Origin of the sequence: Ectobacillus polymachus, from assembly GCF_048159605.1 — a bacterium.
GTDB classification, from domain to species: domain Bacteria; phylum Bacillota; class Bacilli; order Bacillales; family Bacillaceae_G; genus Ectobacillus; species Ectobacillus polymachus.
In genome coordinates this window covers 1-14,330 of record NZ_JBLREB010000011.1, presented here as the reverse complement: position 1 = coordinate 14,330, position 14,330 = coordinate 1, and the positions used below count along the sequence as shown (strand labels likewise).

The window sequence follows — 14,330 nt, the reverse complement described above, 5'->3', positions numbered from 1 at the left end:
GGTTACCCACGTGTTACTCACCCGTCCGCCGCTAGCCCCGAAGGGCTCGCTCGACTTGCATGTATTAGGCACGCCGCCAGCGTTCATCCTGAGCCAGGATCAAACTCTCCATAAAAGTTAAGTTTACCTAAGCTTATTAAAAAACTGACGTTTGTTGTTTTGTTTAGTTTTCAAAGTTCATACGCTGTCTTGCAGCAACTTTTATAATATAACATATTACAATAACGTCGTCAACAACTTTTTTTCTGTCGTTTAGGACGTAAACTAATATAACATACTCATGAAATGTCGTCAATAAAAATTTGTTAATGCGGAAATACAAACAATTGAATAATTGCTAATGCAGCAATGCCTGGAACCCCAAGCAATCCAGAAACACTAGCTGTAATTAGATTAATCGGAATATGAAAATTGATTTGGGCTCCAATTACATTTAAAGCAAACAACAATAGCGCTCCAATTGCTATCTTCACAAACATACTCCCGATAAACCGAATAGGCTTCAACCCCATTACAAGCAACAGAATGATACAACCCACAATACTAGAAATAATGAGTATATGGTTCATCTTCTCCCTCCTTCCATACTTGTACTATATATGTATGGATGAAGACAAAAAAAAGACCAATCTCTTGTAAAGAAGTGATATCCGAATTCGGATATCACTTCGCGTACATCATCATATTTAGCTTACGATTTTTTGCTTGCTTTAACATATAAAAGTATTTAGCTTCAGAAAGGTGAACATAATACATAACATCTTCCGAGGTCTCTACACTTTGATCCAATATATGTTTTTGGCGAGCCCAATCTATCTTCAATTCCTCAAGTAATGCCAACAACTTCTGATCATATTCTCGTCTTAAATTTCCTTTTTTATGAAAAAGCATTGTATTTCCCCCTGCTGTTATATCTCTCTTCGACCTTCGAGTGCTTTAGAAAGTGTTACTTCGTCTGCATATTCTAAGTCTCCTCCTACAGGAAGACCATGCGCAATACGAGTCACTTTAATTCCTGTTGGCTTTAATAGTCGAGAAATATACATAGCGGTTGCTTCTCCTTCAATATTCGGATTCGTAGCTAAAATCACTTCCTGAATCGTATCGTCATGAAGGCGTTTCAACAGCTCAGGAANTTCCTGTTGGCTTTAATAGTCGAGAAATATACATAGCGGTTGCTTCTCCTTCAATATTCGGATTCGTAGCTAAAATCACTTCCTGAATCGTATCGTCATGAAGGCGTTTCAACAGCTCAGGAATACGAATATCTTCTGGACCGATCCCCTCCATAGGAGAAACGGCACCATGAAGAACATGATAAACTCCTTCATATTCCTTCATTTTCTCCATAGCTATAACATCTTTGGGCTCCTGTACTACACAAATAACGGATTGATCTCGATGTGAATCATCACAAATATAGCAAGGGTCCTTATCTGTAATATGCCCACAAACCGAACAATATGTTAAATTTCGCTTTGCGTTAACGAGCGCCTTTGCAAAATCTAATACATCATCCTCTTTCATATCTAAAACAAAAAATGCAAGGCGTACTGCCGTTTTAGGTCCAATACTAGGAAGTTTCATGAAACTATCGATCAGCTTCGAAATCGGCTCTGGATAATGCATACAAATTGCCTCCTAGAATAATCCGCCAGGTAAGTTCAATCCTTTTGTAAATTGACCCATTGTAGAATTTGTCATATCATCAATCTTTTTCAAAGCGTCGTTCGTTGCAGTTAACACAAGATCTTGCAGCATTTCAATATCTTCAGGATCTACGACTTCTTCTTTGATTTTCACTTCAAGAATTTGTTTACTACCGCTCACTACTACCGTTACCATTCCACCGCCAGCAGTTCCTTCGACAGTTTTCTTCAACAATTCTTCTTGCGCTTCAGCCATTTTTTTTTGCATTTTTTGCATTTGCTTCATCATACCATTCATGTTTCCCATACCACGATTCATTAACGATTCCTCCATTTTATTATTCTTTGATTTCAACAAATTCTTCGCCAACCAATTTTAACGCCTCTTCAATGAGAGGATCCTTTGGTTTTTCTTCTTCAGTAGGTTCATGCTGCAAAAAATCTTCTCGAATTTTTGCCCACTCGGATTTTGGAATGGCAATCATGTGCATTCTTTTTCCAATGGCTTCTAATAAAATTTGCTCTGTTGCTGCAATTCCATCTTCATTTTCACTTGCCATTTTACAATGAATATCAAATTGAAATGCAAGAATATACGAATCAACGGAAGCAGCGACAGGTTCGCTATTTTCTAATAGCACTGCATAGGATACTTTACTTTTTGCTTTAAGCTGCTCTAATACTTCGCCCCAAGTGGATTTTACCTGTTCTAAATCCTTTCTTGTTGCGCTCTTTAGCACCTCATGAATACGTCCCATTGGCAAACGAATATTCGTTCGTACAGAGTTCGTAACTTTTCGTTGCTGCGGAGTATGCGATTCTTGCGGAGCTGGGATACCATTACGTAGCTTAGCTAATTCCTGCTCCATATCCTCTATTCGCTTAAGAGCCGCTTGCACAAGGTCAGATTTTTGCACCTGACATAACTTTACAATAACCACTTCAAGGAAAACTCGCGGATGATTCGTCCATTTCATATCTTGCTGACTCTTACTTAACATATGAATGACCTCATATATCATGTCAGCCTTCCATTTCTCACTTAGCTCTTGAAACTGCTCATCCACTATAACTCGATCTAATAAATCGATAAGCTGTGGTGACGTTTGATATAAAAGCATGTCACGGAAATAATAGATGAAATCCTCCATAAAACGAAGTGGATCTTTTCCTTGATTCATTATACCATCCACTATACGTAATGCCTCTGAAACTTCATTTTCATACATGCATACCGCTAGCTGACTAAGATGTTTTTGTGCAACTGAGCCTGTTACGGCAAGAACATCCTCTACCGTTACGCTGCCTTGACTATAGGAAATCGCTTGGTCTAGTATGCTCAGTGCATCGCGCATACCACCTTCAGCAGCCCTTGCTACGATATGCAAAGCTTCCTCACTTACCTCTGTTCCTTCATTATTAACAACGGTATGCAATCGTTCTACAATATCCCCTACCGATATTTTTCGAAACTCAAACCGCTGGCATCTAGAAATGATAGTAGGTGGGATTTTGTGAGGCTCTGTCGTAGCTAAAATAAATATTACATGCTTTGGCGGCTCTTCCAATGTTTTTAATAATGCATTAAATGCTCCCATGGAGAGCATGTGAACCTCATCAATAATATATACTTTATAGCGAACCGAGCTGGGTGCATATTTGACTTTGTCCCGTATATCACGAATTTCGTCTACCCCATTATTAGAAGCAGCATCGATTTCCAATACGTCTGCAATAGATCCATTTGTAATGCCTAAACAAGATGGACATTCATTACATGGCTCTTCCGCTTTCGGATGCTCACAGTTCAGGGCTTTTGCAAATACTTTCGCAATGGTTGTTTTTCCTGTTCCACGCGGACCAGAAAATAAATAAGCGTGGGATACTTTATCTTGAAGAAGGGCATTTTGTAGAGTCTTCGTTACATGTTGTTGACCGACTACATCCTCAAAACGTTGCGGCCTCCAAGTTCGGTAAAGCGCCTGATATGACACGAAAATTAGGGCCTCCTTCAAACAGTTTTATCTCATCATATTATACCTTATTCCGATTCTGTATTCCATTACAGAAAGGACGTACTATTTGCTTTTCATAAACAGAAAACAAAAAAGCCCACTTACTAAAGTGGACTTTGTCTGTTTGTATTTAACTGCCGTGCACCTTCCATCGATTATCTGCCATAAGCGTTACTTACGTAGTTAGCTCCGTCCAGGCGCTCCCGCGGCACACGAGAGGTTCTGCTTATTGCTGCTTCCTTCCGGATCTGACAAGGTTCACAGATTCTCGTTGCGCAGGACCCAGACATCAACACTACTTGCGTAAGGCAGACCTTACAGCAAAAGTAACCTCAAGAAGGGATTCAGCCTCGCTAGAGCGGATTGCGAGTTCAGGGCACCGCTACCTCCCCGCTTAGCACGGCAAAGTTAGAACCATTATTTAGTTGCCTTAACGAAGGCATAATTAGTATAACTGTTTTATATATAAAAAGCAACTTATCATTCCATTCCAATATTTAGGTCCTTTTGCTTTCTTTTTTTACGAATGTCCCTAAAAAAATTAGAAAGCATCGCGCCGCATTCTTCTTTTAAAACACCGCTAACTACCTCTGCTTGATGATTAAAGCGTTCCTCCTCTAGTAGATTCATCAGCGTACCAGCACAGCCCCCCTTTGGATCACTCGCTCCATATACAACTCGCTTAATTCGTGATAAAACAATCGCTCCGGCGCACATAGGGCATGGCTCTAACGTAACATACAGTGTAGCCTCCTCTAGTCGCCACGTACCAAGTTTTTTACATGCTTCATCAATCGCTAATAATTCTGCATGAGCAATGGAACGCTGCTCCGTTTCACGGAGATTATGAGCTTTACTAATGATGTTTCCTTTGTATACAATTACGGCTCCAATCGGAACCTCTAGCAGACTTCTCGCCTTCTCCGCTTCTTCTATAGCTACTTTCATATATTGTTCGTCTTCCATGTTTTCATTCCTTCCTTATACTATGAAGTTTCGTTACGATGACAATTTCCTATACATATTCCCGTTCTTTTGAATGCTAAGCTTATTATTAACTTGATTTATGATGTGTGTCAAAAGGGAATCACTGATTTTTTTAACGAATTCGTCCTAATACAACGCCCGTATGCTACAATGAATCTGTTTTGATTTTTTATCAGTCTCGGTTTTACTAAAAGTGATTGGATTTCATGTTATCCTCTCTCGAACATACATTGAAAAAGGAGATTATGTAGGAATGAACGTAAGACAAACTTATCAGATTCCGAGTGATGCTGTGATTACCATTGCAGGAACCGTCGGTGTTGGAAAGTCAACGATGACAAGCACTCTCGCAAAAGCTCTAGATTACCGCACATCCTTTGAAAAAGTAGACAGCAATCCTTACTTAGATAAATTTTACAGTGATTTTACACGTTGGAGCTTTCATCTTCAAGTATACTTTCTTGCCGAACGCTTTAAGCAACAGAAGCGAATTTTTGAGTATGGCGGGGGATTCGTACAGGACCGTTCCATCTATGAAGATACGGGCATCTTTGCAAAAATGCATTTTGAAAAAGGAACGATGACTAAAACAGATTATGAAACCTACAAAGATTTATTTGATGCTATGGTCATGACACCTTACTTCCCTCATCCGGATTTATTAATTTACTTAGAAGGCTCCTTTGACGATATCGTAAATCGTATTAAGGAACGAGGACGTCCAATGGAACAGCAAACACCATTATCTTACTGGAAGGAAATGCACGAACGATACGAAGATTGGATTAATACCTTTAACGCATGTCCTGTACTGCGTCTAAATATAAACGAATACGATATTATAAACGAACAACAATCCATCGAACCCATCATCCAAAAGATCGGCAACTTTCTGCAGCAAACAAGAAAGCTCGTAAAATAGTAGGATAAGCCGTAAAAAAATCCCGTGTGTTTATACATCACGGGATTTTTTTACTTATTTTTTTGCCGACCGTTTTGTTGGTGCGATTAAATCTTTACCAGTTTTGCCCGCATGAATGCGCTGACGTACGGTACTTGAACTTAACTGATAAGCATCTGCAATTTCCTTTACGGTCATCTCTTTTCCATCCACAACAGCAGTTAGCTTCGTACGATGATTACGTTGTTTCGTTTTAACTGTCTCGCAACGGCAACCGCAAAGCTTGCGAAATGCTTCTTCGCTTACGATATTACTTACATTCGATATACTATTTAAAATTCGATTTTTTTTACATGTCGGACATTGTACATAATATAATGTTTTTCCCTCTAACGGAATCGTTTGAACAAGAAGATCCATGGTACTATCTTTCACTTCCTACTAAATCTAAAATAAAAACTCGCTACAGCCGTAACGAGTTTTTCAATCTCCACTTATATGCTATGCGCTGTTGTCAATGGTTAATGGAGGAGGAAGAGGGATTCGAACCCCCGCGCGGCTTGCACCGCCTCTCGGTTTTCAAGACCGATCCCTTCAGCCAGACTTGGGTATTCCTCCATATTGACAAAGAAAATTATATCGAACCCTCTTTATTTAGTCAAGACTTTTTTTGTTTTCAATGTAAAAGGAAAAGTAGGCACCTTTTCCTTTTACATCTTTGCCGTATGCTTTATTTAATAACTTCACGGTTCCCCATATATGGACGGAGTACCTCTGGAATAATAACAGAGCCATCTTCTTGCTGGTAATTTTCTAAAATAGCTGCTACTGTTCGACCAATTGCAAGACCAGACCCGTTCAATGTATGAATATGTTCTGGCTTTGCGTTTGGCTCCCGGCGGAAGCGAATATTAGCGCGTCGTGCTTGGAAGCTTTCAAAATTACTGCAAGAAGAGATTTCACGATAAATACCGTAGCTTGGAATCCATACTTCAATATCATATTTCTTTGCTGCAGTAAATCCTAAATCTCCCGTACACATGCTAAGTACATGATAAGGAAGTTTAAGAAGTTGCAGCACTCGTTCTGCATCGTTTGTTAGCTTTTCAAGCTCATCATAAGAATCTTCAGGTTTTACAAATTTCACAAGTTCTACTTTATTAAATTGGTGTTGGCGAATCAATCCACGTGTATCACGTCCCGCAGATCCTGCCTCAGAGCGGAAGCAAGCACTATACGCAGCATATTTAATCGGTAAAGCTTCACCATTTAGAATTTCATCACGATGCATATTCGTAACCGGAACTTCAGCAGTTGGAATTAGGAAATAGTCGTTACTCTCAATAAGGAATGCATCTTCCTCGAACTTCGGAAGCTGCCCTGTTCCTGTCATGCTATCACGATTTACCATATATGGAGGCAAAATTTCTTTGTAACCGTGCTCTTCTGTATGTAAATCAAGCATAAAGCTAATTAAAGCACGTTCTAATTTCGCACCTAATCCTTTATAAAATACAAAGCGGCTTCCTGTTACCTTAGCTGCACGCTCAAAATCAATAATATCTAAATTTGTTGCAATATCCCAATGGGGCTTTGGCTCAAATGTAAAGGTAGGAATTTCTCCCCATTTACGAATTTCTATATTTTCCTCTTCTGTATCACCAACCGGAACAGATTCATGAGGAATGTTTGGAATCGTAAGTAAAATGTGTTGCAACTCCTCTTCTACAACCCGAAGCTCTTCATCTAACGTCTTAATACTGTCGCCAACTTCACGCATTTGCAAAATTAAATCATCTGCATTTTTCTTCTCACGCTTTAAAATAGAAATTTGTGCTGATACTTCATTGCGCTTACCTTTTAATTCCTCAGTTTTCACCAATAATTCTCTTCGTTTTTGATCCAATCCTTCAAAACGATCAAAATCAGTTAAATCCTCCCCGCGGTGCTGAAGCTTTGCTTTTACTTCTTCCAAATTGGCACGTAAATATTTAATATCAAGCATATTTTTTCTCCTCCTATTTAAAAATTAAACACAAAAAACTCCCGTCCCTCATACAAGGGACGGGAGTTTACCCGCGTTGCCACCCTAATTGAAAGCCATAGCTTTCCTCTTAGCTGGATATAACGGCTCTTCACCGGAAATACTTATTTCACGCTTTCGTATTCCACTCCAGGATGGATTCACAAGCCGCTTTTATCGGTTTTCACCAGCCACCGACTCTCTGCTAAAAACAGTCCTGCTACTAATTCCTATCATTGCTTTTTGTTATAAGATTATCATCAATGTACTATAATCTTTGACAACTTTCAAGAGAATTATACGATTTTTTGTGCCTTTGCCTCTTCGACCATTTTCACAAAATACGCTGTCAAGCGATAGTCATCTGTTAATTCAGGATGAAACGAAGCAGCTAAATATTGACCCTGGCGGACTGCTACGATGCGATCATCATGAGTAGATAATACCTCTACATTATCACCTACGCTAGCAACATACGGAGCACGAATGAACACACCGATAAAATCGTCAGCTACTCCTTTAATTGAAAGAGAAGCTTCAAAGCTTTCCCGTTGTCGACCGAAAGCGTTGCGTTCTACCGTAATATCCATAACACCTAGATGCTCTTCATAATCAACAAGATGCTTCGCCATTAGAATCATACCTGCACAAGTTCCAAACATCGGTCTTCCGTCTTTTGCAAATTGTCGCAACGGCTCCATAAATCCATATTTATCAATTAGCAGACGCATCGTGGTACTTTCACCACCTGGCAAAATAAGTCCATCGATTTCTGCTAACTGTTCTACTTTCTTTACTACAACCGCAGTCGCTCCTGACGATTCAATCGCTTTTACATGCTCACGAACTGCACCTTGAAGTCCTAATACACCAATCGTTGTCATAGGTGTAATCCCCTCTTACCAGCCGCGCTCTTGCATGCGTTGATCAGGAAGTAAGCTAGAAATTTCAATGCCCTTCATCGGATTACCAAGTCCTTTTGATAAACGAGCAATTAATTCATAGTCTTCATAGTGTGTTGTAGCTTCAACGATAGCAGCAGCAAATTTAGCAGGGTTTTCAGATTTAAAAATACCAGAACCAACAAATACACCGTCTGCGCCTAATTGCATCATTAATGCAGCGTCAGCTGGAGTTGATACACCACCTGCTGCAAAGTTTACAACTGGTAAGCGACCTAAACGTTTAATTTCAAGAAGAACTTCATATGGAGCACCAAGGTTTTTCGCATATGTCATAATTTCTTCTTCGCGCATAGCTACAAGTTGACTTACCTCTGCGTTCACTTTACGCATGTGACGAACTGCTTCAACGATATTACCCGTTCCAGGCTCACCCTTTGTACGAAGCATAGCTGCTCCTTCACCAATACGACGAGCTGCTTCACCTAAATCACGGCAACCGCATACAAATGGAACTGTATATACACTCTTATTTAAATGGAAAACTTCATCAGCAGGCGTTAGTACTTCACTTTCATCGATATAATCTACAGCTAACGCTTCAAGAACACGTGCTTCAACTATATGACCAATGCGGCATTTTGCCATAACTGGAATGGAAACCGCATTCTTTACATCTTCAATAATCGTTGGATCAGCCATACGTGCTACACCGCCAGCTGCACGAATATCAGCTGGAACTCGTTCTAATGCCATTACAGCTACAGCACCTGCTGCTTCTGCAATTTTTGCTTGCTCAGCATTTACGACGTCCATAATAACGCCGCCTTTTTGCATTTCTGCCATACCGCGTTTTACACGATTTGTCCCTGTTTCATTCATCTTGTGGAGCCCCCTAGTCTTTATTACAAGATATATTAAAAAATTCTCTTTCATTTTACCATCTATTATAAGGCGAATGTCTATTTTTTTACATGATTATTAACAAAAATCAATGGAAATTCCGTACAATTCAAGTATGCTTCCTTAAAAATCATTGTTATTCCCGAACAAGTAACCTAAATTCTCTTATAATTTTGAAATCGCTTTTATGAAATATGACCTTATAGCATGGTACATACTTATTATGTGTAACATGACATACCATTGATTCATGTACATTTGCTCTTTGTACAATATAATGCTTATTTCAACTGATATTTATGATATAAAAAAAGCCCCCCAATGGGGGACTTACTTATGGAACAAACCTTTTACCGAATTCACCGTACCATTCCAAGCATTTCCGAAGAATGACCCTATGCCGCGCATAGTTAAAACGAACCAATTTGCCTTGTCATCATTAGTCTTCGTTACTAAATCTACTTTTAACTCGTTACCTGTTAAGAAGCCAGGATCATTGCTATCGTTAGACTTAATTGTCATAGAGCCCACTTTTGCACCCTTTTTAATTGGCGCTGATGCTTCCTTGTTATCAAACTGAGAACCAATCGTATAAGGAGATTTATTTCCTTTTGGAATTGCGATATCAACAGCCTTTCCTGTTTCAATATCAACTTCTTTTTGTTTTCCATTTGCTACAGGAATTGTTTTCTTATCTGGTAATTGATAGCCTTGTGGATACAATTGTTTCTCTTCATAATTACTAAATCCGTAATCGAATAATTTTTTCGTTTCATCAAAACGTGCGTTATACGAATTTGATTTAATAACAACAGAGATAAGTCGCATATCTCCGCGTTTTGCAGTTCCTGTAAAGCAATAACCAGCTTCAGGAGTTGAGCCTGTTTTTAATCCATCCACTCCATCATATTGGAAAACGAGACCTGGTAACATCCAGTTCCAGTTATCCATTTTTACAGGGTATTTCCCGCCCTCTTGGAACACTTTATGTGGAATTTTTGCTGTTTCTAATGAATCCGGATAATCCTGAATTAAGTGTTGCGCAACGATAGCACAATCTTTTGCAGTCATTTTATTTTCTTCATCAGGGCTTGTACCTTCTGGTTGTCTTCCCTTTAAGTCTTTATTTGTAAGACCTGTTGCATTTACAAATTTATAATCCTTTAAGCCTAGTTCTTGTGCCTTTTGATCCATTAGTTTTATAAAATTAGCTTCCGATCCAGCAATAAGCTCAGCTAATGCAATATCTGCACCATTTGCAGAATAAATGGCCATCGCTTCATAAAGCTCTTTAACTGTATAGGATCCGCCTTTTTCTAAAGGAACATTAGATAGTGAGCGATCTTGCGAAATAGTATAAGCATAATCTGAAATTTGTGTTTTTTGATCCCATGTTATTTTTCCGCTTTTCACCGCATCATGTACGATATACTCTGTCAGCATTTTCGTCATGCTGGCAATAGCTAAAGAAGAATCAGCATTTTTTTCATATAATATTTTTCCTGAATTTGCGTCCACTAATATCGCAGCTTCAGCTTGTACATTTAACGGTGTATTCGTTTGTGCCGATACAGTACTAGTTGAAAAAGCCATGCTGAATAATAGTGGAATAATTAATACAATCACAAACAGCTTTTGAAACGACGCTTTCACGTTTCTACCTCCTATTAGATTAACGATATTCTCACATAATCGTTATTCTAACACAATCTAAAAAAAATAGACAGAGCTAGTCGAACTCTGTCTAAAAGTGGAATATTATAATGAATAGTTTGGTGCTTCCTTTGTAACTTGAACATCATGTGGATGGCTTTCACGTAATCCAGCGCCTGTCATTCGAATGAATTGCGCATTTTCACGTAACACTTCTAAATCCTTAGCTCCGCAATATCCCATTCCAGCTCGCAAACCACCAACCATTTGATGAAGTGTATCAGCAAGAGGTCCCTTATAAGGTACACGGCCTTCTATACCCTCTGGAACAAGCTTTTTATTTCCTTCTTGGAAATAACGATCCTTACTTCCGTTTTCCATAGCGCTCACTGAGCCCATACCACGATATACCTTAAATCGGCGTCCTTGATAAATTTCAGTTTCTCCAGGACTTTCTGAAACACCTGCTAATAAGCTACCGACCATTACCACATTAGCACCAGCAGCAAGTGCCTTAACCATATCTCCAGAGTACTTAATACCACCATCTGCGATAATAGGTACACCGTACTTACGAGCTGCTGTCGCACAATCATAGATCGCTGTTAATTGAGGTACACCTACCCCAGCAACAATACGTGTCGTACAAATAGATCCAGGACCAATCCCAACCTTAACAATAGTTGCGCCAGCTTCAATAAGTTCAACTGTTGCCTCTGCAGTAGCGACGTTTCCTGCAATAATATTTAAATCAGGGTATTGTTGTCTAATTTCCCTTACTTTTTCGATAACACCTTTGGAATGTCCGTGGGCTGTATCAATGACAATTACGTCTGCCTTTGCTTTAACAAGTGCTTCTACTCTTGTCATCGTATCGGCTGTTACTCCTACAGCTGCTCCAACTAAAAGTCGACCTTGTTTATCCTTAGCTGAATTAGGAAACTCAATAACTTTTTCAATATCTTTAATTGTAATTAAACCCTTTAATACGCCGTTTTCATTTACCAATGGGAGTTTTTCAATTTTATACTTTTGTAATATCTTTTCTGCTTGCTCTAACGTAGTTCCTACTGGTGCAACAACAAGATCTTCCTTCGTCATAACATCAGAAATTTTTATAGAGTAGTCTTGAATAAATCGCAAATCACGATTTGTGAGAATTCCTACAAGCTTCTGCTCGTCTTCATTATTTACGATTGGTACACCAGAAATACGATATTTGCCCATTAAATGTTCTGCATCGTACACTTGGTGTTCAGGTGTTAAAAAGAAAGGATCTGAAATAACTCCACTTTCACATCGTTTTACCTTATCCACTTGCTCAGCCTGCTGTTCAATTGACATATTCTTATGAATGATACCTAGTCCACCTTGACGTGCCATTGCAATCGCCATATCCGCTTCTGTAACTGTATCCATACCTGCACTTAACATTGGTATATTCAATTGTAATGTATCAGATAATACGGACTTTACAGACACTTCACGAGGAAGAACTTCTGATTTTGCTGGTATTAAAAGTACATCATCAAACGTTAAACCTTCTTTAACAAATTTGTTTTCCCACATAAATCTTTCCCCCCTATGGTTTCTAAAATATTATTAGTAGCTTAACAATTGGACAAAATACTGTCAAGGAAGTGCTTATTTGTTGAAATATTTAGAATTTTTTAAGGAGCGTACTTTTATGAATAAAAAATCAATTTGGGATCAATTTAGTTTTTTTATTTCTTCCGTTCATACGCAACACTTTTTAGCATCCTGTTATCAAGCTTTGGAAGTACCCGAATGGGATAAACGCAGCTATGAAAATTGTTTCCCCTTTATTTATTATCTAGAACACGGTAAGAATTACTATATTCTCGCTAAACAAGCCCCTCTTTCCATTAAGCCTGTTCTTCTCTTTTATGGCATGATTCAACTGCTAAAAGCCTGTCTTTTAACGGTTGATCCGAATTATCCTGAATCCACCACTTTATTAGCTCACGGAGTAACGACTCGAAAACGAAAAAAACAGGATTATTCCTTTTTACTAGACGAAGTAAAAATCCAAAAGAACGGATTATTCACCCATGCTGCCGATAAACTATTTCACATCAAGTATTTAGAAGGCGAAAAATATACAATGGACTCTCTTTTACACAGAATTGCTGAATTGTATGAATTATATTCATATAGCAAAAAGGAACCTTCTTTACTAAAAGTAACACGGATCAATCATACAAATGTTTCTATCCCTTCAGCTGTATTAGACCAATTTCATATGACAGAGCAACGCTTTAGAGAATATATCGTTGCATCTTGCTCTCATCTTCACCTTATTCCAGTCAAGGAAATGATATTTGAAATGACTGCTCCTTGGAATGGGTTTAATTGTTCTCCGCTGCTCTATGATATTTATCAGGATTCATACTTTGTTCCTCCCACACGATCTATGATGACTGTATTCCCTGAAGTAATGTCCCACTATTTGATTCTTTATAATTTGAGCATGATTTGCCGCTATGAGACAGAATGGTGGAGTGAATTACTTCGTAATTATAATTCTGAGGATTATCCGTATATTTTTCAATTTCTTTCGATTTCTTCTGAGAAAATTCCTTATTATTTTTATCTTTATTTGTTTCAACTCATTCATAACAAATAATCTAGCTGCTCCCCCGCTTATCTTGTGTAACAATATCCGAATGTTTACATATTCATAATTAGCTGCATTTTTTATTACCCAAGAAATAAAGCTTTTCAAAAATAAGGTTTTTGGGTTAACTCGAGAAGGTACTTGCATTTACGGGCAGACTCTTCGTAAAGCTTCGCCTAATTCTTAAACCTACGTGCTGGATAAACAAGAATATAAAAAAGAACCAGTCATAACGACTGGTTCTTTCGATTTGCCTAGCGACGTCCTACTCTCACAGGGACAAAGTCCCAACTACCATCGGCGCTGAAGAGCTTAACTTCCGTGTTCGGTATGGGAACGGGTGTGACCTCTTCGCCATCATCACTAGACCTATAAAGGAAATATTCCTTCAAAACTAGGTAACAGGGTGTAAAATATTACAGATGAATGTAATCCAGTTCCGCCGGCTAGCTCCTTCCGGTCGGAAAACCTCGCCTCACAAAAGGTAAAAAGCGCCTTTTTGAGTCGAGAACTTCCGTCCTCCGGAGCAGAACGAGCCGGCTCCACTTTTTACTTTTTGGATAAGCCCTCGATCGATTAGTATCTGTCAGCTCCACGTGTCACCACGCTTCCACCCCAGACCTATCTACCTGATCATCTTTCAGGGATCTTACTAGCTT

The 14,330-nt window shown here is 38.8% G+C and carries 13 protein-coding genes, 1 tRNA gene, 3 rRNA genes, 1 other RNA gene, 2 pseudogenes and 1 other annotated feature; of the genes and pseudogenes, 2 read left to right on the top strand and 18 right to left on the bottom strand.

All coding sequences use genetic code 11. The annotated features are described in order from the left end of the window. From ACM5BR_RS18570 to tadA, 9 genes and pseudogenes are all read right to left on the bottom strand, one after another. Positions 1 to 115, bottom strand: a 16S ribosomal RNA gene (locus tag ACM5BR_RS18570); the annotation flags it as partial. A gap of 190 nt (positions 116 to 305) precedes the next feature. Beyond that, positions 306 to 569, bottom strand: a complete 264-nt coding sequence (locus ACM5BR_RS18565) for a pro-sigmaK processing inhibitor BofA family protein (protein WP_416829683.1) — start codon at positions 567 to 569, stop codon at positions 306 to 308. 94 nt (positions 570 to 663) lie between these two features. After that, positions 664 to 891 (bottom strand): YaaL family protein, encoded by a 228-nt coding sequence (locus ACM5BR_RS18560; protein WP_416829682.1) that lies wholly within the window; start codon positions 889 to 891, stop codon positions 664 to 666. 17 nt (positions 892 to 908) lie between these two features. After that, a pseudogene (locus ACM5BR_RS18555) lies at positions 909 to 1,133 on the bottom strand (toprim domain-containing protein); the annotation flags it as partial. A 4-nt stretch (positions 1,134 to 1,137) separates the two neighbouring features. Continuing rightward, positions 1,138 to 1,629, bottom strand: a pseudogene (gene recR, locus ACM5BR_RS18550) (recombination mediator RecR); the annotation flags it as partial. A gap of 12 nt (positions 1,630 to 1,641) precedes the next feature. Next, positions 1,642 to 1,983 (bottom strand): YbaB/EbfC family nucleoid-associated protein, encoded by a 342-nt coding sequence (locus tag ACM5BR_RS18545; protein WP_416829684.1) that lies wholly within the window; start codon positions 1,981 to 1,983, stop codon positions 1,642 to 1,644. Between the two features lie 4 nt (positions 1,984 to 1,987). Beyond that, positions 1,988 to 3,643, bottom strand: a complete 1,656-nt coding sequence (gene dnaX / locus ACM5BR_RS18540; RefSeq protein WP_416829681.1) for a DNA polymerase III subunit gamma/tau — start codon at positions 3,641 to 3,643, stop codon at positions 1,988 to 1,990. Positions 3,644 to 3,801: 158 nt separating this feature from the next. Next, positions 3,802 to 4,067: signal recognition particle sRNA large type (gene ffs / locus ACM5BR_RS18535), an RNA gene on the bottom strand. A gap of 77 nt (positions 4,068 to 4,144) precedes the next feature. Next, complete coding sequence (gene tadA / locus ACM5BR_RS18530; RefSeq protein WP_416829680.1) at positions 4,145 to 4,630, bottom strand: tRNA adenosine(34) deaminase TadA; 486 nt, start codon at positions 4,628 to 4,630, stop codon at positions 4,145 to 4,147. Between the two features lie 274 nt (positions 4,631 to 4,904). On the opposite strand from tadA, the gene ACM5BR_RS18525 reads away from it, so the two are divergent. Next, positions 4,905 to 5,573: a deoxynucleoside kinase gene (locus ACM5BR_RS18525; protein ID WP_416829679.1), complete on the top strand. Its 669-nt coding sequence runs from the start codon at positions 4,905 to 4,907 to the stop codon at positions 5,571 to 5,573. Between the two features lie 54 nt (positions 5,574 to 5,627). Here ACM5BR_RS18525 and ACM5BR_RS18520 read toward each other — a convergent pair whose 3' ends face one another. From ACM5BR_RS18520 to guaB, 7 genes are all read right to left on the bottom strand, one after another. Continuing rightward, positions 5,628 to 5,972 carry a sigma factor-like helix-turn-helix DNA-binding protein gene (locus tag ACM5BR_RS18520; RefSeq protein ID WP_416829678.1) on the bottom strand — a complete coding sequence of 115 codons (345 nt, stop codon included), beginning with the start codon at positions 5,970 to 5,972 and terminating at the stop codon, positions 5,628 to 5,630. Between the two features lie 105 nt (positions 5,973 to 6,077). Then, positions 6,078 to 6,170: transfer RNA gene (locus ACM5BR_RS18515), tRNA-Ser, on the bottom strand. 112 nt (positions 6,171 to 6,282) lie between these two features. Beyond that, positions 6,283 to 7,557, bottom strand: coding sequence for a serine--tRNA ligase (serS, locus tag ACM5BR_RS18510; RefSeq protein WP_416829677.1), 1,275 nt, complete (start codon positions 7,555 to 7,557; stop codon positions 6,283 to 6,285). Positions 7,558 to 7,609: 52 nt separating this feature from the next. Then, positions 7,610 to 7,821: a binding site (T-box leader), on the bottom strand. Positions 7,822 to 7,871: 50 nt separating this feature from the next. Continuing rightward, a complete protein-coding gene (gene pdxT, locus ACM5BR_RS18505; RefSeq protein ID WP_416829676.1) occupies positions 7,872 to 8,459 on the bottom strand; it encodes a pyridoxal 5'-phosphate synthase glutaminase subunit PdxT in 588 nt (195 codons plus the stop codon). Between the two features lie 15 nt (positions 8,460 to 8,474). Beyond that, positions 8,475 to 9,359 (bottom strand): pyridoxal 5'-phosphate synthase lyase subunit PdxS, encoded by an 885-nt coding sequence (gene pdxS, locus ACM5BR_RS18500; protein ID WP_416829675.1) that lies wholly within the window; start codon positions 9,357 to 9,359, stop codon positions 8,475 to 8,477. Positions 9,360 to 9,710: 351 nt separating this feature from the next. Further along, entirely contained in the window at positions 9,711 to 11,033 is a 1,323-nt protein-coding gene (locus tag ACM5BR_RS18495) for a serine hydrolase (RefSeq protein WP_416829674.1), read from the bottom strand. Between the two features lie 105 nt (positions 11,034 to 11,138). Further along, positions 11,139 to 12,602: an IMP dehydrogenase gene (gene guaB, locus ACM5BR_RS18490; RefSeq protein ID WP_416829673.1), complete on the bottom strand. Its 1,464-nt coding sequence runs from the start codon at positions 12,600 to 12,602 to the stop codon at positions 11,139 to 11,141. A gap of 118 nt (positions 12,603 to 12,720) precedes the next feature. Here guaB and ACM5BR_RS18485 point away from each other — a divergent pair, with 118 nt between their 5' ends. Beyond that, on the top strand, positions 12,721 to 13,680 hold the full coding sequence (locus ACM5BR_RS18485; protein ID WP_416829672.1) for a YaaC family protein: 960 nt from the start codon (positions 12,721 to 12,723) through the stop codon (positions 13,678 to 13,680). Between the two features lie 243 nt (positions 13,681 to 13,923). Here the strand turns inward: ACM5BR_RS18485 and rrf are convergent. Both rrf and ACM5BR_RS18475 read right to left on the bottom strand, forming a co-directional pair. Further along, positions 13,924 to 14,039 (bottom strand): 5S ribosomal RNA (gene rrf, locus ACM5BR_RS18480). A 188-nt stretch (positions 14,040 to 14,227) separates the two neighbouring features. Then, positions 14,228 to 14,330: ribosomal RNA gene (locus ACM5BR_RS18475) — 23S ribosomal RNA — on the bottom strand; the annotation flags it as partial.

Excerpts from the sequence above, each read along its gene's own strand:
- ACM5BR_RS18565 (WP_416829683.1), bottom strand. The coding sequence starts at position 569 with ATGAACCATATACTCATTATTTCTAGTATTGTGGGTTGTATCATTCTG.
- ACM5BR_RS18560 (WP_416829682.1), bottom strand. The coding sequence starts at position 891 with ATGCTTTTTCATAAAAAAGGAAATTTAAGACGAGAATATGATCAGAAG.
- ACM5BR_RS18545 (WP_416829684.1), bottom strand. The coding sequence starts at position 1,983 with ATGGAGGAATCGTTAATGAATCGTGGTATGGGAAACATGAATGGTATG.
- tadA (WP_416829680.1), bottom strand. The coding sequence starts at position 4,630 with ATGGAAGACGAACAATATATGAAAGTAGCTATAGAAGAAGCGGAGAAG.
- ACM5BR_RS18525 (WP_416829679.1), top strand. The coding sequence starts at position 4,905 with ATGAACGTAAGACAAACTTATCAGATTCCGAGTGATGCTGTGATTACC.
- ACM5BR_RS18520 (WP_416829678.1), bottom strand. The coding sequence starts at position 5,972 with ATGGATCTTCTTGTTCAAACGATTCCGTTAGAGGGAAAAACATTATAT.
- serS (WP_416829677.1), bottom strand. The coding sequence starts at position 7,557 with ATGCTTGATATTAAATATTTACGTGCCAATTTGGAAGAAGTAAAAGCA.
- pdxT (WP_416829676.1), bottom strand. The coding sequence starts at position 8,459 with ATGACAACGATTGGTGTATTAGGACTTCAAGGTGCAGTTCGTGAGCAT.
- pdxS (WP_416829675.1), bottom strand. The coding sequence starts at position 9,359 with ATGAATGAAACAGGGACAAATCGTGTAAAACGCGGTATGGCAGAAATG.
- guaB (WP_416829673.1), bottom strand. The coding sequence starts at position 12,602 with ATGTGGGAAAACAAATTTGTTAAAGAAGGTTTAACGTTTGATGATGTA.
- ACM5BR_RS18485 (WP_416829672.1), top strand. The coding sequence starts at position 12,721 with ATGAATAAAAAATCAATTTGGGATCAATTTAGTTTTTTTATTTCTTCC.